We start from the raw sequence: 23,634 nt of genomic DNA on the forward strand, positions 1-23,634 counted from the left end.
GGTCCTCGACATGCCGATCGAGGAGGCCCTGGAGTTCTTCGACGCGATCCCGGCGATCACCTCGGCGAAGGCCACCGCGACCAGGTCGTACTCGTCGGGCACCGCACTGAGCTTCAGTGCGACGGCCTGGTTGACGAAGTTGTGCCAGTACCCGGTGAGGAAGTGCTTGGGCAGCGGCCCGCCGCCGGTGCATCCGGTGGTGGTGGCGGTCACCGGGTCGCTGGCGGGGGACTCGCCCTGCGCGTTGTACGCCTTCACCATGTAGGTGTGGCTCTCACACGCGCCGAGGGAGGAGATCGTGGCGCCCGTCCCGGTGACGGTGGCCTTGACCGTCGTCCCCTCGTACACCCGGTATCCGGTCACCGTGCCGGAGGAGGCGCCCCAGGACAGGGCGATGGAGGAGCCGGTGGTGGTCGCGGTGGGCGTGCCCGGCTTGCCCGGCACGGGGTTGGTACATCCGGTGGTCGTGGCGGTCACCGGGTCGCTGGCGGGGGACTCGCCCTGCGCGTTGTACGCCTTCACCGTGTAGGTGTGGCTCTCACAGGTGCCCAGTGAGGCGATCGTCGCGCTGGTCCCGGTCACCGTCGCCTTGACGGTGGTGCCCTCGTACACCCGGTATCCGGTCACCGTGCCGGTCGAGGCGCCCCACGACAGGGCGATGGAGGAGCCGGTGGTGGTCGCGGTGGGCGTGCCCGGCTTGCCGGGGACGGACGGGTCGGTGGTGCCGCCGCAGGACGCGCCGTTGAGCGTGCAGTTGGCCGGCACGGCCGAGCCGGGGCTGGCGATGAACCCGAACTTGGCCGAGGCGCCCGGCGCGATGGTGGCGTTCCAGCCCAGGTTGGTGAAGGTGAACCGCTGGCCGTTACGGGACATCGTGGCGTCCCACGCGGAGGAGATCGAGGCGCCCGACGGCAGGTCGAAGGCGACCGACCAGCCGTTGATGGAGGTGGTGCCGCCGTTGTTGATCGTGTACGAGCCCTCGAACGCCGACCCCCACTCGGAGGTCTTGACGAAGGTCGCGGTGGGGGAGGCCGCGCTCGCGGCCCCTGGCGTGAGGAGCACGGCCGCCGCTGCCAGCACGAGGGTCAGGAGCAGGACGATGGGATTTCGTTTGGGGCGCATGGGGGTCCTCGGCCTGTGGGGGGTGGGTGTGGCGTGTCAGGGTCACACTTTCTTTTAGGAAAGTTTCCTAAGAGTTGTCGTGATCGTAGCTTCGACCCCCGACCCCTCACAAGGCCTAAAACCACACCCCGCCGGATCGAACACCCTCACCCCGCCCCACCCGCTCGGACAGCCGCGAGACCCCCCTCGCACCGCCGGCCCCACAGCGCAGGGGAGCGAAAAGACGACGGGCGAACCGGGGGAGAACCAGGGAGGGGAGAGACGAAAGCGCATCGCCGTCCAGGCCCCGGCCCCCGCTGGTGAACCAGTAGACGCAGCCGTCGCCCGAGGCGGCGGGCGGCCAACCGGCCGGCGCGCGGAGCGAACGGTGTCGCTCGCTCGTGCTAGGGGATCGGCCGGTTGGATGGTGATCGAGCTTCCCGTGGGGAGGCAAGACGAAAGCCGCCCTCGCGGTAGCGGAGGGAGTGCACCCGATCCAGCGCAAGCGATCCGACCACCTCGCCGATAACGCCCGGCCCGGCATCAGCCGCCGCAGCAGCGCAACCTCCGGGGCCGGGCGCTGTCGGCGTGCGAACTCCAAGCCCGGGCCAGAGCGCACCTGGACGCCTCATGACGGCCGATAAGTCTTGCGAGGGGAGGCGCTCATGTTTGATGCATAAGTGCGATTATGCATCAAACACTCGGAACCGGCCTGACGAGAGACGCTCCGAAAGGCCCCGACCGGAGCCGCACATCAGACAGCCGCCGCCACACACCACCGCCGAAGACGCCTCGGCACGGCCCGCGACGCACCGGCGTTCCGGCCTCACACGGAGACCTGCATACCGACGCGCGACCACTGGACGCACGCCCAGGCGAACCCCGGCCAAGGCCACAAGCGCGGCGAACGGCCTGGCCCGGACGGCGTCGCTCGTAGTCAGGCGCCGGCTTCGGGCCGAAAGCCTTCGTATGGCCCGTCCCGGTCGCCGCGCGCCCGTCAACCACCTCGAGCGCCCGGCTTCCGGGCGGTTCTGGAGATCCGTACGGATCTCCCTCGAGGTGTACACCTCTCCATATTCCGATCTTGTTCTATCGATCATGGTCAGATCGTCCCGGCGTACCCGTCGTCGGCGCGCCGACGAGTTCTCGGCGGGGACGAGAAGGTGAGGTCCACTGAACAGACGCCTGGACGGATGTACTGACGATGCCCTGACCAGTACGAATAATACTTAACCGGACAGAAGCTCGATTCTGACTGGTTAGCAAGGTAGCAGTACATTAAGCACATAACACCAACAAACGGACTGCCCAATACCCTCAGAATTCCGCCCATCTCCCACCAAGTAGCCCCGCCCATGACCGCGTCTCCGCACGCCGACTCCGCCGGTACGCCCCCCGCTCAGTCACCTGGCCAGCCTCTCGGCACATCCATCCAACGCAGCCGACACTCCCCTCCCCCGCAGGGAGCACACGCCGCCTGAATCGCCCAGCAAAGATCGTGCCGCGTAGCGTCGACCAGAAAGCCGGCGAAACCTCTGGTCCAGCATCAGACCCTCCGCCGCAACGGGCTACGCACTCCGCCTCGCCTGACCGGCAGCGCGAAGAACGGGGACCCCTGACTGTGCGGGTGCTCGAAAGGAAGAAGTGCGACACCACTGATGCGTCGCTTGCTGGGCGCGCCTCCTGCCCACTCCCCCGATTCGCCCCACGCCAGATGCCACGTCCCGGTTGCTTGGCCTGCGCCTGTGTTTCGGCGCGACCTCCTGACGCTTCTCCGTGTGCTCTCCGTGTGCTCTGTGTACTGCGAATCGCTCCTCCGTGCCGGCCTTCCGGGCGTGGTTCGGCTGTCAGGCCAGGGTTGCTGCGGTGCCGGGTGTCGAGCCTCGGAGGCGGGCGGCGTCTTGGCTGGGTGGTGCGCCGAATTGGCGGCGGTATTCGCGGCTGAACTGGGAGGGGCTGTCGTAGCCGACGCGGCGGCTGATGCCGGTGACGTCGTTGGGGGCGGTGGCGAGCAGGAGCCGGGCTTGCTGTAGCCGGATCTGTTTCTGGAACTGGATGGGGCTCATCGCGGTGACCGCCTGGAAGTTGCGGTAGAAGGCGGACACGCTCATACCGGACAGCCGTGCCACGTCCTCCACGCGGAAGGACCGCATGTAGTGGTCGCGGATCCATTGGACGGCGCGGGCGATGTGGCTGAGACCGCTGTCGGCCAGGCCGAGCTGGCGGACGGCGGTGCCTTGTTCTCCGGTGATGAGCCGCCAGAGGATCTCGCGTTTGATCAGGGGCGCGAGCACGGTGATGTCGCGTGGCCGGTCGAGCAGGCGTACCAGCCTGATCACGGCGTCGAGGAGCTCGATGGAGGCGGTGCTGACGGCGAGGCCCGAGGGTGCGCCGCCGGTGCTGGGTGGGAGGTCTCCGGGGGCGGCTTGCAGCAGTATCTCGGCCACGGCGGCGGGGTGCAGGGTCAGGCCGAGGCCCAGGGCCGGCCGTTCGGGGCTGGCCTCGGTGAAATGGCCGTTGATCGGGAGGTCGACCGAGGCGATGAGGTATTGCCCGGCGTGGTACTCGTAGACGCGGTCGCCTAGTGCGATCCGTTTTCCGCCTTGGGCGATGATTGCCAGCACTGTGCCGGACATCGAGGGCGATGGTGGAGCCCGCCGCTCGACCTTCGAGATCAGGACATCGTCGATGGTGGTGGTCGTGTCGGGCCGGGCGTGGCGCGCGAGTAGGGAACGTAGTTCGTCGAGGTCCATGAACCGATTGAAGCATCAGCCGATACCCGCTGCAACGATAGGATCGGGCAAGAGGCTGGCAGCATCGTTCTAACGTTTGCGCTGGTAGTGATGTTTTCATGGGTTTGTTGGTTTCCCAGGAGCGTGTGATCCGCTCCACGAATGAGGAGAGAGCCCATGGTCGTCGGCCACGGTTTCCATGCCACCATGACCGCGCAGCCCGGCAAGGGTGACGAACTGGTCGAGTTCCTGCTCGACGCGCCGTCTCTGTCGAGCGAGGACTGTGTCGTTTTCCTGGTCGGCCGCTCGGCCGGTGACCCGGACACCGTCCATGTCACCGAGGGCTGGACCAGCCGGGAGGCTCACGCCAGGTTCTTCGCGTCCGAGCAGGCGCAGGCATTGGTCGCCAGGCTGCGGCCGCTGCTGGCCGGTGACTCCCGGTACACCGATGAGGTGCCCGTCGGTGGCAAGGCCGCTTTCTGAGACCCCGGCCGACCTCGGCGAAAGGAGACCACCATGGCATCGGCACGTCCTGAATTCGATCCCGAGCTGCGTGCGCTGCTCGCGGAGATGCCGCTCATGTCCGAGCTCAGCCCTGAGGCGGTCGAGCAGATGCGCCGGCTTGCGTCGGCGCCGGTCGACGCCTTTCTCGTCGGCCGCGCGGTGGACCGTAGGGAGCTGGTGATCCCCGCCCTGGACGGTGCGCGGCTTCCGATGTCGATCTTCAGTCCCGGCGGGGCGGGTCGTTCCGCGGCGGCGCCGTGCGTTTACTGGATCCACGGGGGCGGGATGGTCATGGGTGATCGCTTCTCGCAGATCGACATCCCGCTGGAGTGGCTGGACCTTTTCGGTGCCGTTGTCGTCTCGGTGGATTACCGGCTGGCGCCGGAGGTCACCGGTACGACTCTCGTCGATGACTGCTACCAGGGCCTTGCCTGGGTCGCCGAGCATGCCGGTGAACTGGGCGTCGACCCGGCCCGTATCGTGGTCGCGGGTGCCAGCGCGGGCGGTGGCCTGGCCGCTGGGGTGACGCTGATGGCACGTGACCTCGGCGCTCCGGGGGTCGCCGCCCAGATGCTGATCTGTCCCATGCTCGACCATCGCAACGTCACCACGTCCAGCCGGCAGTACTCCGGTGGGCCGGGTGTCTGGACTCGTGAGATGAACGAGTACGGATGGCGGTCGGTGCTGGGTGATCTCGCCGGCGGGGATGTGCCGGTCTACGTCTCACCGGCGGCGGCCGATGATCTTTCGGGGCTGCCGACGACTTATGTCGATGCGGGTTCGGCCGAGGTCTTCCGTGATGAGGACGTCGACTATGCCACCAGGATCTGGGCGGCCGGCGGGCAGGCGGAGCTGCATGTGTGGGCGGGGGGTTTCCATGGATTCGACGCGCTGTATCCAGAGGTGAGGATTTCGGTCGCGGCGCGCCGGGCCCGCAAGGACTGGCTCGCCCGTGTCCTGGATTCCGCTTCCGGTGCACAGGCGCCGCCCGCGTCCGCGGTCGTGCCGGAGCGGGTGCTGCGCTCGCCGTGTTGAGCGCGTGGGCGGTCGGCCGTTCTCGCGACGCGTGGCCGTGGGATGGGTGTGCCGGATGCCGGGGTCCGGCACACTCCGTGTCTGGAGGGCGGCGTCGTCGAACGCCACGAGCTTGGTGGAGTCCGCCCGCAGGCCGCCGCGTGTTCCAGGCGGTCAATTGGACGCCGGGGAGGTGCGTGAGCGCCTGAGTGGCAACGTGTGTCGTTGCGGCGCGTACCTGTCGATCGTGTGGGCGGTGCTTGAGACGGCGTCCCGGGTGGAGGTGGCGGGGTGAGGGAGTGATGACGGCTATGCGCTCATCTCGCCTGCGGTTCGAGCATGGGGCGGCGTTCAGGAGACGGAGTGGGTGACGACCCCGGTGTAGACGCCTGGGGCGGCGGTGGCTGGGATGGTGACGACGAGGGTGGGCGTCCAGCTGACGGAGTAGGGGTCCTCCCTCGTCTTGTGCCCGCTGAACGCGGTCACCGTCGAGGACAGAGGGACACGCTGGGCGGCGGTCGGCTGCCCGGGGGTGCCGGTGCCGGTGCCGGAGGAGGCGGTGGCCGGGCCGGACCAGTACGCGACGTCGCTGTTGCTGATCGTCTGTGATGGTGATCCTGCGCCGGTGGTGAAGTTCGTGGCCGTGACGGTCGCTGTCCAGGGCGGGTTTCCCCCGCGGGTGTCGGTCACGGTCACGGTGCCCATGGACGCGCTGATCGAGCCACCGGCGGTGCCGCTGCCGAGGTTCACCGAGCCGGGCACGGTGATCTCCAGCGGATCGGCGCGCAGGGCGACCGTGACGGTCCAGGGGGCCGGCGCGCCCGGGGCTGAGGCGGAGGCGGCCGGAGCGGCCCCGGCGAGCAGCAAGCCGGCCAGGCACGGCAGCGCCAGAGGGGTTCGCGCGGCGACCAGGCCGGTACGGGCTTTGCGCATTGTGATTCCTCACAGATGTCTCATGGCGAGGCGCGTCGGGCACCGGTTCGCCGGTGGTGGGAGGACCGATCGGCAGCCTAGATCATCGGCGTCCGGCCTGGTTCCCCTGTGCTCTCCGGGGGAGGTAATCGCCTATCAAATAGTCGGGTTGAAAGCCCTGCTGCGGCTGCGAAACGGATCGGGCGGCTCAGCCGGTCGCCGGCGTGAACGGGGGGTCTCCCGGCACTGGATGACCACCAAGAGTGCACAAGTGGTGATGAAGAGTCGGCAGACATCCGCCTGAACCCGTCTCCCCGGCGATCACGCCAGCGAGGATGAGGCCGCATACGCAGACCCGGGCCTGGGCCCGGATCGGATGAAAAGAGGAGCGGCCATGTCCGCACGCCGTCTCGGCATAGCCTGTTCGGGAGTCGCGAGCCTGGTGGCGGTCTTGATGGCCGCGCTGCCGGCGCGGGCAGGTACCTGTCCCGCGTCGACCACATGTCCCACCACGGTGAACTTCACCGTCACCGCACCCGACGGGCTGACGATCAGCGTGCCCAACGGGCCGGTCAGCATCGGCAGCGGGGCCCCGGGAGGGCAGATCAGCGGCCAGCTCGGCTCGATCGCGGTATCGGATGAGCGCGCCGCGCTCACCGCCACCTGGACCGCATCGGTCATCGCGGCCACCGGCGGTTTCACCACAGGCGGCGGCACCGCGCCGGAGACCATCCCCAACAGCGATGTCCTGTACTGGTCGGGTGCCGCCACCGCCACCACCGGCAGCGGCACCTTCGTGCCCGGCCAGGCCAACGCCGCCGCCGCGCAGTCACTCGACACCTCACGCACCGCCTTCAGTAAGACGTCCGGGTCCGGCGTCAACTCCGCCACCTGGAACCCGACCATCGTGGTGAACGTCCCCGCCGGTGCGGTCGCCGGTGTCTACACCGGGACGGTGGATCACTCTGTCGCCTGACCACCCCCTCCTGCGGCCGTGCCTGCTGGCCACGCTGCTCGCCCTCCCCGTGTCCGGGGTGCTCGGCGTAGCCGCGGGCGCGGCCGCCGATCCACGGCGCCCAGATGCCAGGGGCGCCATCGGGATCCGGTTGCTTGAGGCGCCGGAAAGCCGGATGGACGACCCGCGCGCGCGTGCCTTCATCGTCGACCACGTCAACCCGGGGACGACCTTCAGCCGGCGCCTGCAGGTCACCAACAGCTCCCCGCAGCGGCAGCATGTGCAGCTGTATGCGGCTGCGGCTGACATCAAGCACGGCAGATTCACCTTCGCACCCGGCCGCACCCCAAACGAGCTGACCTCGTGGATCACGCTCAGCCGTCCCGCCGTCGATGTGCCGCCGCACGGCAGCGGCGAGGTGACGGCGACCGTCAGCGTCCCGGAGCCGACGATCAAGGGCGAGCGGTACGCCGTCATCTGGGCCCAGGTCTCCACCGGCAAGCCGACCGCGAAGCGCAACATCGCACTGGTCAACCGGGTGGGGGTCCGCACCTATCTCGACGTCGGCCCCGAAGGTGAACCGCCGTCGCGGTTCCGGATCGGCGAGGTGGTGCCCCAGCGGCTGGACGACGGCCGGCCGTCGGTCGCAGCCGTCGTGCGTAACACGGGCGAGCGGGCCATCGACCTGGTCGGAACGCTCACGCTGTCCGACGGCCCCGGCGGAGTACGGGCGGGCCCCTACCGGGTCGCTCCCGGCACGACCCTGGCCCCCGGCCAGGCGGGCACGATAACCGTCCCGCTGGGTGACCAGCTTCCCGACGGGCCATGGAAATTCCAGCTCACCGTGCAAAGCGGACGCACCACGCACACCGTGTCGGGCGGCTTCACCTTCCCGGCCAAGCGCGGCCAAGGACGCCCCGCCGCGCTCGACTCCTCGATGACGACAGTGCTCGCCCTGACCGGGCTGGTGGCGCTTGCTGCTGGGGGTGCGCTCGCCTTCGTCGCCCGCCGCCGTCGCCCGGCGGCGCCTTGACAGCCCTCCAGGGTCCTCCGCTTGCTGTGATCGGCGGGCGGTTTCGTGCGGGCGGCTCGGGGAGCCGGCTGGGACGTGCGGTGTTGTTTAATCGGTGGGTGACGTGGGTGTCGTCGTCCGGTGATGTGAGTGACATGACGTTGGTCCTGCACGTTCCCGCGCAGGGGGACGGCGGGCCGCTGTTGTTGCGGGCGTGGGCGGCGGGGGACGTCGCGGAGCTGGTGGAGGCTTACCGGGATCCGGTGATGCGCCGCTGGACCAGGTTCCATGTGGAGGACGAGGCCGGCGCCCGGCGGTGGCTGGAGAAGCAGTGGCGGGGCTGGCGGGACGGCGGCCGGTTGAGTTTCGCGGTGACCGAGCCGGACGCGGGCGGCGGGGTGCGGCGTCTGGTGGCCAATGTGGCGGTGAAGGGCCTGGTCGCGGGGGCGTCGTCGGCGGAGGTGGGGTACTGGACGGCGCGCGCCGCGCGGGGCCGGGGGGTCGCGGGGCGGGCCGTGGAGGCGTTGACGGGGTGGGTGTTCGGGAGGTTCGCGGCTGGGGGGCTGGAGTGTCTGCGTCTGTTGCATCTGGTGGACAACGTGGCGTCGTGCCGTGTGGCGCAGAAGTGCGGGTACGTCCTGGAGGAGGTCGTTCCGGCCAGGCCCCCGTTTCCGCGTGAGGGGCATGTGCACGTCCGGCGCGCGCCGCGCTGAGCGTTTCACCGGCGCCCCTCCTCGCGTCCTTGGTGTTCACCGGCCGGGGGCGGTCGGGTGAGGACGTCAGGGGTCGGTGCGGCGAGGCCGTCCAGGTAGTGCTGGTCGTGCATCACGCCGGGGGTTGCCGCCGGAGTCGATGATGCCGAGTTCGTGCTGGTAGTCGCCGATCCGGGGCGGCGGGCGTTTCGGGTGGACCGGATCGCGGGGGCGAAGGTGACGGGTGAGGTGGTGGTGCGTCCGGAGGGTCGTGCCGGCGGAGGCGTGGCGGGAGGTGGAGGAGCGGTGTTCGGGGTGGGGTGCGCTGGTGGAGCCGCGGTCGGTGCGGATGGAGATGATTGTTCGTGACACGCTGTGGTCGCATCGTCCGGATTGGAGCCCCGATGACCTCCGTCGATTCCCTTGTGCCCGCCGGTGCCGTGCCTTCGGGTGCCCCCGCTCCCCCGGGTGCCGGCGCGGGAACCTCGGCGCCGCTGCTGGTGGTCATGGGGGTGTCCGGGTCGGGCAAGACGACGGTGGGCCAGGCGCTGAGCCGGCGGCTCAGGGTCGCGTTCGCCGACGCCGACGACTTCCACACCCCCGCGAACATCGCCAAGATGTCCAAGGGGATCGCGCTGACCGACGCCGACCGGCTGCCGTGGCTGCGCGCCATCGGCGGCTGGCTGGCCGCGCACGACGGTGCGGGCGGGGTGGCGAGCTGCTCGGCGCTCAAGCGGTCCTACCGGGACGTGCTGCGCGCGGCGGCACCGCGGGTGGTCTTCGTCCACCTGGACGGCGACGTCGAGGAGGTCCGGCGGCGGGTGGCAGGGCGTACGGGGCATTTCATGCCGGCCTCGCTGGTGTCCTCGCAGTTCGCGGCCCTGGAGCCGCTCGGCCCCGGCGAGCGCGGGATCGTCCTCGACCTCGGGCGCGGGGTGCCGGAGCTGGTGGAGGACTACCTGGCCGCGTCCTCCGCCGCCTGCGGCGGTCCGGCACCGTCCCTGCCCGCGCCCGGTGACCGGCGCGCCCGATAGGGTGCCGGTCACGCCGCCGATGTCTCCGACGGCGCCGACGGCATGACCAGCCGCACCCGGCAGAATCGAGCGAGCGAACAAGAAGGGTGGCCTACGACTTTGCGTCGCTGACTCGACGCCAGCGGTAACGCTGAGTCGCCGTGCTGTGAGGGGAGCGGTTCCAGCGGGCCGTCCGGCCCCCCACGCCCTCCAGCGGACACTGGGTGATCCGGTCAGGCCGTGGGGAACGACGAGAGGTTCCAGCTCGGCGACCAGGACGGCATCCGCTCTCTCACGAGCGCTTCGGTCTCCCGCGCGAGATCTGCCAGCAGTTCGGCTCTGCGTTCCGGGGTCGCTGCCGTGAGCACTGCAGTGATCCGTTCCGCACCACCGTCTGGGAGGTCGGGGAATCCTGCGGCGACCTCGAGGCTTCCCTTCTCGTTGACAAGGTAGACACGGTTGAGCGCGAAGAGCGCGTGCACGAGACACAGCACGCCTCGGTGGGCAAGCCCGATCTCCTGGGCAAGGTCGTTCCGACCGGCCAGCTTGCCGAGCAGCAGAGCACTGAAGTGGGCCTCGTAGAGGAATCGGTCCAGGATCGCCGCCCTGAGCGGCTCGGGGTACGGCTCGGCCAGGGCGCGAAGCTTCCCCAGCCGCTCCTCGTCGCCGGCGAGCGGCACGTTGTGAGCGATCTCACTCACCAGCATGAAGCTCTGCCACCCGTGCGGGTACCCCGGGAGGTAGTTGCTGGAGAAACGCCCCTCACGTGCCTCACACGCCGTCTGTTCGACGAACCCCGCGTCCCGAAGCAATACGTCGACGGCGAGCCCGCCGACGCAGAGCCAGGCACCCCCGTTCATCCACGGCCCCCACTCGCCGGGCGAGGCGAGGAGGTGCGCGGGGGCGGGGGCGGGGCGGTCGTGCTAGCCTCAGGGAAACACCGCCCCAAAAATGGACATATTTCCGTCTTGTATGGGCGGATCGGACGTGGTCGTCGAGGATGGGGCGAGGGCTCGGTGGACATCGAACAGACCGCGCTGCCGGGCATCGGGCTCAAACACGAGTTCACCACCCAGTCGGGGCGCCGGATCGCGGTGGTGTCGCACCGCAGCGGCCGCCGGGACGTGGTGATCTACGACAAGCATGATCCCGACCGGGCGTGCGAGGCGGTCCAGCTCAACGACGAGGAAGCCGACGCGCTGGTGGAACTGCTGGGCGCCCCGCGCATCGTCCAGCGGCTCAACGCCCTGCACCGCGAGGTGGAGGGCCTGGTCAGCGTCCAGCTTCCCATCGCCGACGGCTCGCCCTACGCCGGGCGGCCGATGGGCGAAACCCGCGCCCGCACCCGTACCGGCGCCTCGATCGTGGCGGTGGTGCGCGGCGGGCAGGTGCACGCCAGCCCCGCCCCCGACTTCGGGCTGGATGCGGGGGACGTGGTGGTCGTGGTGGGCAGCCCCGAGAGCACGACCGCGGTCGCCGACATTCTGACCCATGGATAAGCCCGCGTGCACACGGCGATAATCTTCATCGAACTCGGCGGAATCGTTCTGGCTCTCGGCGTGCTCGGCGCGCTCGCGCTGCGCGTCGGCATCTCCCCCATCCCCCTGTACCTGCTGGCGGGGCTGGCGTTCGGGCAGGGAGGCATCCTGCCGCTGGCCACCAGTGAGGATTTCATCGCGGTCGGCGCCGAACTCGGCGTGGTGCTGCTGCTGCTCACCCTCGGTCTCGAGTACAACGCCGACGAACTGATGACCAGCCTGCGGGGCAACGCCCGCGGCGGGCTGGTGGACCTGGTGCTGAACGCGACCCCGGGGGCGGTGGCGGCGCTGCTGCTCGGGTGGGGGCCGGTGGCGGCGGTGGCGATGGCCGGGGTGACGTACGCGACCTCCTCGGGCATCACCGCCAAGGTGCTGTCGGATCTGGGGTGGATCGGCAACCGGGAGACGCCGGTGGTGCTGTCGCTGCTGGTGTTCGAGGACCTGACGATGGCGCTGTACCTGCCGGTACTGACGGCGATCCTGGCGGGGGTGAGCCTTGCCATGGGCGCGGTGACGGTGGCGATCGCGCTGGCCACGGTCGGGGTCGTGCTGGTGGTGGCGCTGCGGTTCGGGCGGTTCATCGAGGCGTTCGTGGCCTCCCCCAACTCCGAGGTGCTGCTGCTGAAGGTGGTGGGCCTGGCGCTGGCCGTCGCGGGGGTCGCCCAGCAGCTTCAGGTCTCGGCCGCGGTCGGGGCCTTTCTCGTCGGGATCGCCCTGTCGGGGGAGCTGGCGCACGAGGCGCGGGCGCTGCTGATCCCGCTGCGGGATCTGTTCGCGGCGGTGTTCTTCGTGTTCTTCGGCCTGCAGACCGACCCGGCGGCGATCTGGCCGATGGCCGGGGCGGCGGGGCTTTTGGCGGTGGTGAGCATGGCGACCAAGCTGGCCACCGGCATGTACGCCGCGCGGCGGGCGGGGGTGGCGCGGGCCGGGCAGGCGCGGGCGGGCATCGCGCTGATCCCGCGCGGGGAGTTCAACATCGTCATCGCGGGGCTGGCCGTGGCTGCGGGGGCGCACCCGGATCTCGGGCCGCTGGCGGCGGGGTACGTGCTGATCCTGGCGGCGTTCGGGCCGCTGGCGGCGCGGCTGGTGGAGCCGTTGATCGCGCTGGTGGCCCGCCGCGCCTGACCCACCGGACTCATCCGCGGTGTCGCGGCCTTCAGGGCCCGGGGTGAAGCGGACCCTCCCACGTAGCGCAGCCAGAACAGCCGATTCGCCGCTGCGGCGAATCGGCGTCCGGTAGGTTGATCGCGTCAGGTACCGCCGGACTGGGCGGGAACGGAGCCGCGAGGTTCGAAAGCCTGTGGAGACCCGGTAAGACCACTGCGGTGGCTCAGGTCGATGAAGCAGGAAGCCGCAGAAGTGCCGCCCCGTGGCACAGGCTGAATCCCCGGGCCTTCAAGGCCGGGGAGCACGTCAAAAGCGCCACTACTACACCACCACGACGGGCGTCCACGCCGAGCGCACTTCCCAGCTCGGCGGGGATCCGCCTTCGACCCCGCCCGGCTCAGCACCCGGGTCCATACCCAGTACGGCGTCGGCCTGGACCTGGTCGAGGTGATCAAGGAGGATCTGGTCGCCGAGCGGGTGGCCATCGCCTCCTACACCGAGATCGCCCAGTGGCCGGGCGACGGCGACCCCACCACGCGGCGGCTGTTCGAGGTGCTGCTGGCCGACGAGGAGGACCACGCCGACGACCTGGCCAACCTGCTGACCCGCCTGCCCGCCGAAGCCGGGCGCCGCCCCGGCGACGCCGGGCCGCGCGGCCTATGAGAGCGGCCTATGAGCGGCCCGCAGGCGGCCTATAGTCGAAATGGCAGTCGAAACGGCAGGGGGCGTCGCGGGCCCGGACGGTCGCGCGGCGCCGGCACGCCCCCGGCGCCCGGTACCGCGCGTCACCGGTCCGTTGTCCGCAAGGGACGTCCGCGAGGATCGTCCGCAAGGGAGGCATCCGGTCGTGTCCGTCCAGCTCAACCACACCATCGTCCACGCCACCGACAAGCGGGCGTCGGCCGCGTTCCTGGCCGGCATCCTCGGCCTGCAGGTGGGCGACCCCTTCGGCCCGTTCCTGCCGGTGGAGACCTCCAACGGCGTGACACTGGACTTCGCCGACTCCCCCGCCGGCTCGATCACCCCCCAGCACTACGCGTTCCTGGTGAGCGAGCAGGAGTTCGACGCCGTCTTCGCCCGGCTGCGCGAGGCCGGCCTGGACTACTGGGCCGGGCCGCTGCACCAGGGCCCCGGGCGGATCAACCACAACGACGGTGGCCGCGGGGTGTACTTCGACGACCCCGACGGCCACGCCCTGGAGGTCATCACCCGCCCCTACGGCAGCGGCGGCTGACCCCGTACTCGGCCCTGCCCGGCCCCGCTCGCCCTACCCCTCCCGGCCGGGCGCCGGGCTGACGGGCGGCTCGGCGATGGGCTCGGCGTGCGGCCAGGTCCAGTCGCGGATGTGCGGCGGGTCCTCCCCGTGCTCGCGGGTGTAGGCGCGGGCGCGCAGCCGGTCGTCGGCCATCCGCTGGCGCAGGTGCGCGCACCGCTCCCCAAGACCCGGGACGCGGTCGATCACGTCCATCACCAGGTGGTAGCGGTCGATGTCGTTGAGCATGGCCATGTCGAACGGGGTGGTGGTCGTCCCCTCCTCCTTGTAGCCGCGCACGTGCAGGTTGTCGTGGCCGGTGCGCCGGTAGGTGAGGCGGTGGATCAGCCACGGGTAGCCGTGGAAGTTGAAGATCACCGGCTTGCGGGTGGTGAACAGCGCGTCGTACTCGGCGTCGGGCATGCCGTGCGGGTGCTCCGACGGCGGTTGCAGGCGCATCAGGTCGACGACGTTGACCACGCGGACCTTCAGCTCGGGCAGGTGGCGGCGCAGCAGGTCGGCGGCGGCCAGCACCTCCAGGGTGGGTACGTCCCCGGCGCAGGCCAGCACCACGTCCGGCTCGGCGCCCTCGTCGGTGGAGGCCCACGGCAGGATGCCCACCCCCCGGGCGCAGTGGACGACGGCCTCGGGCATCGGCATCAGGTCCAGCACCGGCTGCTTGCCCGCGATCACCACGTTGACGTAGTCGCGTGAGCGCAGGCAGTGGTCGGCCACCGACAGCAGGCAGTTGGCGTCCGGCGGCAGGTACACCCGCACCACCGTGGCCTTCTTGTTGACCACCACGTCCAGAAAGCCCGGGTCCTGGTGGCTGAACCCGTTGTGGTCCTGGCGCCACACGTGCGAGGACAGCAGGTAGTTCAGCGACGCCACCGGCCGCCGCCAGTGGATCTTCCGGGAGGACTCCAGCCACTTGGCGTGCTGGTTGAACATCGCATCCACGATGTGGATGAACGCCTCGTAGGAGGTGAACAGGCCGTGACGGCCGGTCAGCAGGTAGCCCTCCAGCCAGCCCTGGCACAGGTGCTCGCTCAGCACCTCCATCACCCGGCCGTCCGGCGACAGCCCCTCGTCGGTGGGCAGCCGCTCGGCCTGCCAGGCGCGGCCGGTGACCTCGAACACCGCCGACAGCCGGTTGGAGGCCACCTCGTCGGGCCCCATCAGGCGGAAGTCGCGGGGGTTGGCGGCGGTGATGTCGCGCAGGAACGCGCCCAGCAGGCGGGTGGGTTCGCTGGTGGATGCGGCCGGGGCCTTGACCTCGGCGGCGTAGTCGCGGAAGTCGGGCATCGCCAGCGGCTTGAGCAGCTCGCCGCCGTTGGCGTGCGGGTTTGCGCTCATCCGGCGCGTGCCCCGCGGCGCGCACGCGCGCACCTCGGGCACCGGGCCGCCCTGGTCGTCGAACAGCTCGCCGGGCCGGTAGGAGCGCATCCACTCCTCCAGCTGCGCCAGGTGCGCGGGGTTGTCGCGCACAGCGCTGAGCGGCACCTGGTGGGAGCGCCAGGTGCCCTCCACCGGCAGCCCGTCGACCTCCCTGGGCCCGGTCCACCCCTTGGGGGTACGCAGGATGATCATGGGCCAGCGGTCCTCGGCGCCGGATCTGACCTCGTCGATCTGGTCGAACACCACGTCCAGCGCCGCCATCATCAGCCGGTGGGTGTGGCCGGGGTCCTCGCCGGAGACCACGTGGGGACGGTAGCCGTACCCTTCCATGAGGGAGATCAGTTGCGGCTCGGGGATGCGGGCCAGCACCGTCGGGTTGGCGATCTTGTAGCCGTTGAGGTGCAGGATGGGCAGCACCGCCCCGTCCCGCCGCGGGTTGAGGAACTTGTTGGAGTGCCAGCTGGTGGCGAGCGGGCCCGTCTCGGCCTCGCCGTCGCCCACGACGCACGCCACGACCAGGCCGGGGTTGTCGAACGCGGCGCCGTAGGCGTGGGCCAGGGAGTAGCCGAGCTCGCCGCCCTCGTTGATCGACCCGGGCGTCTCGGGGGCGGCGTGGCTGGGAATGCCGCCCGGGAAGGAGAACTGGCGGAACAGCCGGCGCATCCCGTCCTGGTCCTGGGACACCGAGGGGTAGACCTCCGAGTAGGTGCCCTCCAGCCAGGCGTTGGCGACCGTGGCCGGGCCGCCGTGGCCGGGGCCGCAGATGTAGATCATGTCCTGGTCGCGTTCCCGGATGATGCGGTCCAGATGGGCGAAACAGAAGTTCAGCCCCGGAGTGGTCCCCCAGTGCCCGAGCAGCCGCGGCTTGATGTGCTCGGGCCGCAGCGGTTCGCGCAGCAACGGGTTGTCCAGCAGGTAGATCTGGCCGACCGACAGGTAGTTGGCGGCGCGCCAGTAGGCGTCGATGCGCTCCAGCTCACTCATGCCTATGAGGGTTCCCCGTGGGGGGCGGTTATGCCAGAGACCTTGGTCCCGATCTCGCCGGGCCTCCCGTTCCCGCGCCCTGCCAGGTCATCGAGCCGCGGGGGCGTGCGGTGGGACGGGCGGCCGCCGCATCGCCGGACGAGGCACCAGGCGGGGCGCCGGGCTGATCCTCCGGGGAGTCCAGGGTGGCGGTCAGGCGGCGCAGGGCCTGGCGCAGGGAGATCAGCTCCGGCCCCGGCAGCCCCGTGGCGGCCGCGATCCGCCCCGGCACGCCCGCGGCGCGCCCGCGCAGCGCCGTCCCCTCGGCGGTCGGCAGTACGCGCACCGACCGCTCGTCACGCGGGTCGCGCGCGCGGCGGATCAGCCCGGCGGCCTCCAGTCGCTTGAGCAGGGGCGACAGTGTGCCGGAGTCCAGGCGCAGCGCCGCGCCGAGCTGCTTGACGCTCAGCCCCTCGCCCGGCCCCCGCGCCCCGTCCGGGGTGTCCGGCGGCCGGTCCCACAGGGCGAGCATCACCAGGTACTGGGGGTAGGTGAGGCCGAGTTCGCGCAGCTCGCGGCGGTAGACGTCGTCCAGGGCGCGGCAGGCGGCGTGGAGGGCGAAGCAGACCTGGTCGTCCAGGCGCAGCGGGTCGGATCGCGTCGGGTCCTGCATGGGACGATTGTACAACTTGACCTCGCGCAATTGAATTGTGCACAATCTAGCTACGGGCGCGGGACGCCCGCCGGCTCGGTACGGTGCCGCGCCGGACGTCTCACCCGCCCGTGCACCTTCCGGCATAACCGGCATATCTGGCAGAAAGGGCAGCACCATGAGCACGCTGTACACCGCGATCGCCACCGCCTCGGGCCGCGAGGGCCGCGCGGTCTCCTCCGACGGCCGCCTGGACCTCACCCTCGCCCCGCCGACGTCCCTGGGCGGCACCGGGGAGGGCACCAACCCCGAGCAGCTGTTCGCCGCCGGATACGCCGCCTGCTTCGCCAGCGCCCTCAGCCTGGTCGCCCGCCGCGAGAAGCTCGACGTCTCCCACGCCTCGGTCACCGCCGAGGTCTCGCTGGTCTCCGGAGAGGACGGCGGCTTCGGCCTGGCCGTCGCCCTGCGCGTCGAACTGCCCGACGAGCTGCAGGGCGAGACCGGGCGCAAACTGGTCGAGGCCACCCACCAGGTGTGCCCCTACTCCAACGCCACGCGCGGCAACATCCCGGTCGAACTCGTCGTCGAGTAGCCGAACAGGCGCCGGGACGAGCGTCGTCGAAACAAGCCCTGCGGCGGTTGCCGTGCCCCCCGGGCGGCCCTCTCGCCGCCCCCTGAGATCCCCCAGCGGGCACGGCGACCGCGAAAACCCGGTGGGAAAATGTCGGAGGGGTTGGCTAGGGTTCTGCTCCGTGTCCGACCAACCTCTGATCTACGCGCATGGCCTGGTCAAACGCTTCGGTGACTTCACCGCCGTGGACGGCATCGACCTGCGGGTGGCCCCCGGCGAGGCGTTCGGCTTCCTCGGCCCCAACGGCGCCGGGAAGTCGTCCACCATGCGCATGATCGGCTGCGTGTCCATGCCCACGGCCGGCGAGCTGCGCATCCTCGGCATGGACCCCGTCCGCGACGGCACCCGCATCCGCGCCCGGCTCGGGGTCTGCCCGCAGCTGGACAACCTCGACGTCGACCTCAACGTGCGCGAGAACCTGGTCACCTACGCCCGTTACTTCGGCGTGCCCCGGGCCGAGGCCCGCCGCCGCGCCGACGAGCTGCTGGAGTTCGTCCAGCTCGCCGACCGGGCCGGCAGCAAGGTCGATCCCTTGTCGGGCGGCATGAAACGCCGCCTGACCATCGCCCGCGCCATGGTCAACGACCCCGACCTGGTGCTGCTGGACGAGCCCACCACCGGCCTGGACCCGCAGGCCCGCCACCTGCTGTGGGAACGGCTGTTCCAGCTCAAGAAGCGCGGCACCACCCTCGTGCTCACCACCCACTACATGGACGAGGCCGAGCAGCTCTGCGACCGGCTGGTGGTCATGGACGGCGGGCGCATCGTCGCCGAGGGCTCGCCGCGCGCGCTCATCGAGACCTACTCCACCCCCGAGGTCGTCGAGCTGCGCTTCGGCGACGAACGCCCCGCCGACCTGGCCGGCAAGCTCACCGGCGTGGGCACCCGCATCGACCCGCTGCCCGACCGGCTGCTGGTGTACGCCGCCGACGGCGACGCCGCCACCGCCGAGGTCCACCGGCGTGGCCTCACCCCCTCCAGTGTGCTGGTGCGCCGCTCCTCCCTGGAGGACGTGTTCCTGCACCTCACCGGCCGCACCCTGGTCGACTGATGGCGATCCTGGCGACGCGGGTCAGCGCGCGTTCCACGCTGGCGGTCCTCGAGCGCGGCCTCACCCTGTACCGGCGGTTGTGGCGCGCCTCGGTGTTCTCCTCCTTCGTGCTGCCGGTGCTGTTCCTGCTCAGCATCGGCCTGGGGGTCGGCGGTCACGTCGGCGACATCGGCGGGGTGAGCTACCTCGCCTGGATCGTCCCGGGCGTGATGGCCTCCACCGCCTTCCAGATGGCCGTCGGCGAGTGCACCTATCCCATCCTCGGCGACTTCAAATGGACGCGCGGCTTTCACGCCATGCGCGCCACCCCCGTCGAGGTCGGCGACATGGTCTGCGGCTACCTGCTGTACATCCTGATCCGCGTCGAGATCGCCGCGGTGGTGTTCCTCGGCGTCTCGGCCCTGTTCGGGACGCTGCACTCGCCGTGGGCGCTGGTCACCCCGCTGGTGTGCGCGCTGGTGGCGCTGGCCACCGCCGCCCCCACCATGGCCTTCGCCGCCGGCATCGACCACGACAGCTACTTCGCGCTGCTGTTCCGGCTCGTGATGATCCCCGCCACGCTGTTCTCCGGGGTGTTCTTCCCCGTCGGCCAGCTGCCCGCCGTGGTGCGGCCGCTGGCGTACCTGTCCCCGCTGTGGCACGGCGTCGAGCTGGACCGCGCCGCCACCCTGGGCGCCGCTCCCCCGTGGCCGGTGGCGGCGCATCTGGCCTACCTGCTGGTCTTCGCGGCCGCCGGCATCCTGTGGGCCTTCCACGCCTTCGGCAGACGACTTCAGGACTGACACATGGTGACCACGATGATCGTCGCCCGGGTATCCCCGGCTCGGGTCGGCGCGGTGTTCGGCCGCAACGTCGGGGCGCTGCGCTCGGGCCCGGCCTACTGGCTGGTCCTGCTGTCGGGGTTCTTCGAGCCGGTGCTGTACCTGCTGTCCATCGGCGTCGGTGTCGGCGCGCTGGTCGGCGACCTGCAGGTCGGCGGCCGCTCGCTGCCCTACGCCACCTTCGTCGCCCCCGCCATGCTGGCCGTCTCGGCGATGTCGGGCGCGCTGTCGGAGACGACCTACAACTTCTTCTTCAAGATGAAGTACCAGAAGACGTTCGAAGCGGTCCTGGCCACCCCGGTGCGGCCCTTCGAGATCGCCGTCGGGGAACTCGGCTGGGCCATGGTCCGCGGCTCCCTGTACACCGGGCTTTTCCTGGTCGTCATGGTCTCCCTCGGCCTGACCCCGCCGCTGTGGGCGCTGGCCGCGTTCCCGGCCACCATGCTGGTGGGGCTGGCCTTCGGGGCGCTCGGCATGGCGATCAGCACGATCCTGCGCGGCTGGCAGGACTTCGACCTGATGGCCACCGGCCAGTTCGCCCTGTTCCTGTTCTCCGGCACGTTCTCCCCCGTCACCGACTACCCGCCGGCGATGCAGGTGCTCGTCCAGGCCACCCCGCTCTACCACGCGGTCGAGCTGGTCCGGGGCATCGCCATCGGCCAGGCCGGCTGGGGGCTGCTCGCCCACACCGCCTATCTGCTGGCCATGATCGTCGCCGGCCTGCTGTTCGCCTCCCGCCGCCTGCAGCGCACCCTGTGCGAGTGAGACCGCCCCGCCGGCGGGCCGGGCCGGTCGCCGGCCACCACCTGGAACCGCGGTGGGCGGCGACCGGCGGCGAACCGGCGGGCCCCGGCAGGGACGTCAGAGGTCACCGGTCAGAAGTCGGGGGTCAGAAGTCGGGGGTCAGGGGAGATCCGGGGTCAGCGGGAGAACGGCGTGACCTCGACGACGGCGCTCACCGGCAGTGGGCCGTAGATGTGGGGGAACGCCTCCTCGGCCCCGTCGGGGACCTCCCGCACCACCGGGCATCCCACCCGCTCCTCGTCGATGGCCAGCACCACCAGCGGCTCGCTCACCCCGCCGTAGTACCGTCCGGCCACCCCGCGCAACTGCTCGAGGTCGGCGCAGGCGTGGATGAACCCCTCCTGGGCCAGGGTGCGTCCCAGTGTGGACACGCGGTACTCGCCCGCGCCGACCGCGGCCGTCCAGTCGTCGGCCAGCGCCAGATGAAGAATCGTCACCGTCGACAGCGTAGATCACCCCACACCCCCGCAAACACCCCGGTCCCACCCGTGACCCGCTCCCGGACGGACGCCGCGTCCCGCCCGGTGTCACCTCCCGGCCCGGCCGCGGGGCCCGGCCGGGGCACTCGCCTGCCCGCCCCGTCACCTGACCGGATCCGACGGCCCCCGTGCCGCGCCGGGACGCGGCTCGTGCCGGATCCCCGAACTCCCCAGCGCCTAAATCAGCCGCAAACCGGGTTATCGGTCACAGTTGTCCCATTCCGCTAAACTGGTACGCATGTACCGGTATTCGAGGCCGGTCGGGATCAAGGAGGCCGGTTTTTCATGGCGTGGTTGCTGCTCGCCGCCGCGATCGCTTCGGAGGTGCTGGCGACCACGGCACTCAAGCTGAGCGACGGCTTCGCCCACAAAGGCTGGACCGTGGTGGTCGTCATCGGCTACGTCGCCTCGTTCGCCCTGCTCGCCCGCGCCCTGAAGCTGCAGATGGAGATCGGCGTCGCCTACGCGGTGTGGTCGGGTGTCGGGACCGCCGCCATCGCCGTGATCGGGGCGCTGTTCCTCGGTGAAGCCATGAACCTCGCCAAGATCGGGGGTATCGTCCTGATCATCGCGGGGGTCGTCGTGCTCAACCTGGCCGGCGCCCATTGACCGGCCCGTCCGCGACCCGCCCGCGCACGAACCGGCGAGGCGTCCCGGCCCGGTCCTTCGGGCCACCGGCCGCCCCCCGGGTGATCCTGGTGAGCGTCCAAGGTGCGGGCCGTGGGCGTGACGGTTCAGTACGCGATCCATGGAGGGCGCCGATGACCGGCGAAAAGCGCGCATCCGAGCCTGACGACGGCCCGGAGCCTTCGGGGGCGGCGGCGCGCCCGGCCCAGGAGCGGGGACGGCGCCGGCGCGCGGCACTGCTGGCGGCGGCGGTGGGCCTGCTGGAAGAGGGCGGGTTCACCGCGGTCACCCATCGGGCGGTGGCCGGCCGTGCGGGGCTGCCGCTCGCCGCGACCACCTACTACTTCACCTCGCGCGACCAGCTCGTGTCCGAGGCCTTCGCCCTGCTGGTGGCCCGCGAGCTGGAGGAGATGCGCCTGCGCCTGGAGGCGGGGACGGCGGGGCGCCCGCGCGACCCCGAGACGCTGGCGGCGGCCCTGGCCATGGCGATGGGCCCCGGGCCTGGCCCGGCGGCCGCCGCGGGCTCCGCCCCGGAATCGGGCACGCAGCCCGCCTCGAGGGCCGGCGCACCGCTTCACGAGGAAACAGGCACGAAAACGACCGGCGCGAGCACGGAAACACGGGCGCGGGGGGACGGCGAGGGCGACCGGCTGCGCCAGCTCGGCCTGTGGGAGCTGTACCTGCAGGCGGGCCGCGACCCGGCGTTGCAGGCGATCGCGAGGGACTGGACCGACGGGTGCGACGCGATGGTGACCCAGGTCCTGGACCGCGCCGGGTGCCCCTCCGGGCGCGTGCCCGCCCGCATGATCGGCATGCTGATGGCCGGTCTGTGGATGGAGTACGCGGTGGAGGGCCGCCCCGAAGCCGCCCGGGAGGCCCACGAGATCCTCGTCCGGGCCCTGCGCACGCTGTCCCCGCCCGGGCACAGCGGCTGAGGCCATCGCGTCACCGGCACGCCGGTCCCCGGCGATGCCGCTCAGACGCCCGGCAAGACATGGGTGAGCAGGACGAACGTCGCTGCGGCCACCGGCGTCCGGGGCGGGCATCCACGGGGGGCCGCAGGGCGGGGGGCGGGGGGCGAGCGGGCGCAGCGGACGAGGGATCTCCGGGCGGCCGCGCGGCGAGGCCTTCACGCAGGCCGGTGGGCGGCGCGGGGAGTCCGGCCGAGGCCGTACCCGTGTGCCCGGTGCGGGCCTGGCCAGTTCGCTTGCCACGGGTATCGAATGCGTGTTCCACTATCAGTCATGCGTTTCGACGCCCTTCCCCTTGTCGAGAGCACCCCCGCGACCCGGCCGCGCATCGAGCGGCGGGCGGTCCGCCGGGCCTCGGGTGCCACGACCTTCTACGAGGTGCCGTCGCGCACGATCATCGACCGGGTCCCCGAGGCCGTGGGCCTCGGGGTGTCCTGGGCGGTCAGCCCCTACCGCGGCTGCGCGCACGCGTGCCTGTACTGCGCGGCCCGCGGCGGTCACCGCCAGCTCGGCCTGGACGGCGAGCGCGACTTCGGCTCGGCGATCGTGGTGAAGACCGACGCGGCCAGGCGGCTGCGGGCCGAGCTGGCCGCGCCGCGCTGGAAGGGCGAGCCGGTGGGCGTCGGCTTCAGCGGCGACTGTTACCAGGAGGCCGAGCAGGTCTACCGGCTGATGCCGGGCATCATCGCGGCCTTGCGCGACGCCGGGAACCCTTTCCGCGTGATGACCAAGAGCGCGCTGGTGCTGCGGGACGCCGATCTGCTGGCCGAGGCCGCGGAGGTGGCCGAGGTCGAGGCGCGGGTGTCGATCGGCTTCGTGGACGACCGGCTGCGCCGCGCCGTCGAGCCCGGCGCGCCCAGCGCGCAGAAACGCCTGGAGCTGTGCGCGGAGCTGGGCGAGCGCGGGGTGCCGTGCGGGGTGCTGATGGGCCCCGTCCTGCCCTGCCTGACCGACTCCGAGGACCAGCTGCGGGCGGTGGTGCGCCGCGTGGCCGAGGCCGGCGCGGTGAGCATCACGCCGATGGTGCTGCAGCTGCCGCCCGGGGCCCGGGAGTGGTACCTGCGCTGGCTGGCCGAGGAGCACCCCCGGCTGCTGCCGCGCTACGAGGAGCTGTACGCCGAGGGGCCGCTCGCCGGCGAGGACTACCGGCGGCGCGTCGTCGCCCGGGTGGATGAGCTGGCCCGCCTGTACGGCATCGGCGCCCGGCGCGCCCCCTGGCAGGCCCGCCGCTCCGCCGACCACCAGCTCGCCCTGCTTTGAACTCCTCCCCGGCCTGAAGCTGAAAGCCGGAGATTCTCCCGTCGCGTCGTGGTCAAGCGGCGCGCGGGGGTTGACGCTTCGCAGACCGGGCAGCCCCGAGGTCTCCACGTCCTGACACCACAGTTCCTGCGGCGTTGCGAATGTT

The 23,634-nt window shown here is 71.2% G+C and carries 25 protein-coding genes; 17 read left to right on the forward strand and 8 right to left on the reverse strand.

Annotation, left to right across the window (positions count from 1 at the left end):
* On the reverse strand, nt 1-1,122 hold a 1,122-nt coding region (locus tag AB0M95_RS38430), incomplete at its 3' end, for a cellulose binding domain-containing protein (protein WP_363775910.1).
* A 1,826-nt stretch (nt 1,123-2,948) separates the two neighbouring features.
* Nucleotides 2,949-3,854, reverse strand: coding sequence for an AraC family transcriptional regulator (locus AB0M95_RS38435; protein WP_363775912.1), 906 nt, complete (start codon nt 3,852-3,854; stop codon nt 2,949-2,951).
* Between the two features lie 156 nt (nt 3,855-4,010).
* On the opposite strand from AB0M95_RS38435, the gene AB0M95_RS38440 reads away from it, so the two are divergent.
* Nucleotides 4,011-4,316, forward strand: a complete 306-nt coding sequence (locus tag AB0M95_RS38440; RefSeq protein WP_358523315.1) for an antibiotic biosynthesis monooxygenase — start codon at nt 4,011-4,013, stop codon at nt 4,314-4,316.
* A gap of 33 nt (nt 4,317-4,349) precedes the next feature.
* Nucleotides 4,350-5,372, forward strand: a complete 1,023-nt coding sequence (locus AB0M95_RS38445; RefSeq protein WP_363775915.1) for an alpha/beta hydrolase — start codon at nt 4,350-4,352, stop codon at nt 5,370-5,372.
* 330 nt (nt 5,373-5,702) lie between these two features.
* Here the strand turns inward: AB0M95_RS38445 and AB0M95_RS38450 are convergent, their stop codons facing one another.
* On the reverse strand, nt 5,703-6,284 hold the full coding sequence (locus AB0M95_RS38450; RefSeq protein ID WP_363775918.1) for a hypothetical protein: 582 nt from the start codon (nt 6,282-6,284) through the stop codon (nt 5,703-5,705).
* A 373-nt stretch (nt 6,285-6,657) separates the two neighbouring features.
* Between AB0M95_RS38450 and AB0M95_RS38455 the strand changes: the two genes are divergently transcribed.
* The 3 genes from AB0M95_RS38455 (at nt 6,658) to AB0M95_RS38465 (ending at nt 8,943) form a co-directional block, all read left to right on the forward strand.
* Nucleotides 6,658-7,239, forward strand: a complete 582-nt coding sequence (locus tag AB0M95_RS38455) for a hypothetical protein (RefSeq protein ID WP_363775921.1) — start codon at nt 6,658-6,660, stop codon at nt 7,237-7,239.
* On the forward strand, nt 7,202-8,251 hold the full coding sequence (locus AB0M95_RS38460) for a hypothetical protein (protein WP_363775924.1): 1,050 nt from the start codon (nt 7,202-7,204) through the stop codon (nt 8,249-8,251). The genes AB0M95_RS38455 and AB0M95_RS38460 overlap by 38 nt, the downstream gene beginning before the upstream one ends.
* Before the next feature lie 134 nt (nt 8,252-8,385).
* A complete protein-coding gene (locus AB0M95_RS38465; RefSeq protein ID WP_363775927.1) occupies nt 8,386-8,943 on the forward strand; it encodes a GNAT family N-acetyltransferase in 558 nt (185 codons plus the stop codon).
* Nucleotides 8,944-9,009: 66 nt separating this feature from the next.
* Here AB0M95_RS38465 and AB0M95_RS38470 read toward each other — a convergent pair whose 3' ends face one another.
* Nucleotides 9,010-9,294, reverse strand: a complete 285-nt coding sequence (locus AB0M95_RS38470) for a hypothetical protein (RefSeq protein WP_363775929.1) — start codon at nt 9,292-9,294, stop codon at nt 9,010-9,012.
* A 32-nt stretch (nt 9,295-9,326) separates the two neighbouring features.
* Here AB0M95_RS38470 and AB0M95_RS38475 point away from each other — a divergent pair, with 32 nt between their 5' ends.
* Nucleotides 9,327-9,956 (forward strand): gluconokinase, encoded by a 630-nt coding sequence (locus tag AB0M95_RS38475; protein WP_363775932.1) that lies wholly within the window; start codon nt 9,327-9,329, stop codon nt 9,954-9,956.
* Nucleotides 9,957-10,168: 212 nt separating this feature from the next.
* Here AB0M95_RS38475 and AB0M95_RS38480 read toward each other — a convergent pair whose 3' ends face one another.
* The gene (locus AB0M95_RS38480) at nt 10,169-10,795 is read right to left on the reverse strand and encodes a hypothetical protein (RefSeq protein WP_363775935.1); all 627 of its coding nucleotides are present in this window, start codon (nt 10,793-10,795) and stop codon (nt 10,169-10,171) included.
* A gap of 156 nt (nt 10,796-10,951) precedes the next feature.
* On the opposite strand from AB0M95_RS38480, the gene AB0M95_RS38485 reads away from it, so the two are divergent.
* From AB0M95_RS38485 to AB0M95_RS38500, 4 genes are all read left to right on the forward strand, one after another.
* Complete coding sequence (locus AB0M95_RS38485) at nt 10,952-11,434, forward strand: cation:proton antiporter regulatory subunit (protein ID WP_363775937.1); 483 nt, start codon at nt 10,952-10,954, stop codon at nt 11,432-11,434.
* Nucleotides 11,435-11,440: 6 nt separating this feature from the next.
* Nucleotides 11,441-12,598, forward strand: a complete 1,158-nt coding sequence (locus AB0M95_RS38490; protein ID WP_363775940.1) for a cation:proton antiporter — start codon at nt 11,441-11,443, stop codon at nt 12,596-12,598.
* Nucleotides 12,599-13,027: 429 nt separating this feature from the next.
* Nucleotides 13,028-13,243 carry a ferritin-like domain-containing protein gene (locus AB0M95_RS38495; RefSeq protein ID WP_363775943.1) on the forward strand — a complete coding sequence of 72 codons (216 nt, stop codon included), beginning with the start codon at nt 13,028-13,030 and terminating at the stop codon, nt 13,241-13,243.
* A gap of 184 nt (nt 13,244-13,427) precedes the next feature.
* Nucleotides 13,428-13,814: a VOC family protein gene (locus AB0M95_RS38500; RefSeq protein ID WP_358523292.1), complete on the forward strand. Its 387-nt coding sequence runs from the start codon at nt 13,428-13,430 to the stop codon at nt 13,812-13,814.
* Nucleotides 13,815-13,847: 33 nt separating this feature from the next.
* Here AB0M95_RS38500 and AB0M95_RS38505 read toward each other — a convergent pair whose 3' ends face one another.
* Both AB0M95_RS38505 and AB0M95_RS38510 read right to left on the reverse strand, forming a co-directional pair.
* The gene (locus AB0M95_RS38505) at nt 13,848-16,214 is read right to left on the reverse strand and encodes a phosphoketolase family protein (RefSeq protein ID WP_363775946.1); all 2,367 of its coding nucleotides are present in this window, start codon (nt 16,212-16,214) and stop codon (nt 13,848-13,850) included.
* A gap of 28 nt (nt 16,215-16,242) precedes the next feature.
* A complete protein-coding gene (locus AB0M95_RS38510; RefSeq protein ID WP_363775949.1) occupies nt 16,243-16,866 on the reverse strand; it encodes a MarR family transcriptional regulator in 624 nt (207 codons plus the stop codon).
* Nucleotides 16,867-17,023: 157 nt separating this feature from the next.
* On the opposite strand from AB0M95_RS38510, the gene AB0M95_RS38515 reads away from it, so the two are divergent.
* The 4 genes from AB0M95_RS38515 (at nt 17,024) to AB0M95_RS38530 (ending at nt 20,113) form a co-directional block, all read left to right on the forward strand.
* Nucleotides 17,024-17,437, forward strand: a complete 414-nt coding sequence (locus AB0M95_RS38515; protein WP_363775952.1) for an organic hydroperoxide resistance protein — start codon at nt 17,024-17,026, stop codon at nt 17,435-17,437.
* Nucleotides 17,438-17,597: 160 nt separating this feature from the next.
* Entirely contained in the window at nt 17,598-18,527 is a 930-nt protein-coding gene (locus AB0M95_RS38520; RefSeq protein WP_358523282.1) for an ATP-binding cassette domain-containing protein, read from the forward strand.
* Nucleotides 18,527-19,309 carry an ABC transporter permease gene (locus AB0M95_RS38525; protein ID WP_363775955.1) on the forward strand — a complete coding sequence of 261 codons (783 nt, stop codon included), beginning with the start codon at nt 18,527-18,529 and terminating at the stop codon, nt 19,307-19,309. Before AB0M95_RS38520 ends, AB0M95_RS38525 begins: the two co-directional genes overlap by 1 nt.
* Before the next feature lie 3 nt (nt 19,310-19,312).
* Entirely contained in the window at nt 19,313-20,113 is an 801-nt protein-coding gene (locus tag AB0M95_RS38530) for an ABC transporter permease (protein WP_363775958.1), read from the forward strand.
* A gap of 155 nt (nt 20,114-20,268) precedes the next feature.
* Here AB0M95_RS38530 and AB0M95_RS38535 read toward each other — a convergent pair whose 3' ends face one another.
* Nucleotides 20,269-20,589 carry a DUF952 domain-containing protein gene (locus tag AB0M95_RS38535; RefSeq protein ID WP_363775961.1) on the reverse strand — a complete coding sequence of 107 codons (321 nt, stop codon included), beginning with the start codon at nt 20,587-20,589 and terminating at the stop codon, nt 20,269-20,271.
* A gap of 327 nt (nt 20,590-20,916) precedes the next feature.
* Here AB0M95_RS38535 and AB0M95_RS38540 point away from each other — a divergent pair, with 327 nt between their 5' ends.
* The 3 genes from AB0M95_RS38540 (at nt 20,917) to AB0M95_RS38550 (ending at nt 23,489) form a co-directional block, all read left to right on the forward strand.
* Nucleotides 20,917-21,240 carry a multidrug efflux SMR transporter gene (locus AB0M95_RS38540; RefSeq protein WP_363775964.1) on the forward strand — a complete coding sequence of 108 codons (324 nt, stop codon included), beginning with the start codon at nt 20,917-20,919 and terminating at the stop codon, nt 21,238-21,240.
* Between the two features lie 152 nt (nt 21,241-21,392).
* Nucleotides 21,393-22,193, forward strand: a complete 801-nt coding sequence (locus AB0M95_RS38545) for a TetR family transcriptional regulator (RefSeq protein ID WP_363775966.1) — start codon at nt 21,393-21,395, stop codon at nt 22,191-22,193.
* Nucleotides 22,194-22,502: 309 nt separating this feature from the next.
* On the forward strand, nt 22,503-23,489 hold the full coding sequence (locus AB0M95_RS38550) for a radical SAM protein (protein WP_358523266.1): 987 nt from the start codon (nt 22,503-22,505) through the stop codon (nt 23,487-23,489).
* The last annotated feature ends 145 nt before the right edge of the window (nt 23,490-23,634 follow it).

Origin of the sequence: Sphaerisporangium sp. NPDC051017, assembly GCF_040683095.1 — a bacterium.
Classification (GTDB): Bacteria; Actinomycetota; Actinomycetes; order Streptosporangiales; family Streptosporangiaceae; genus Sphaerisporangium.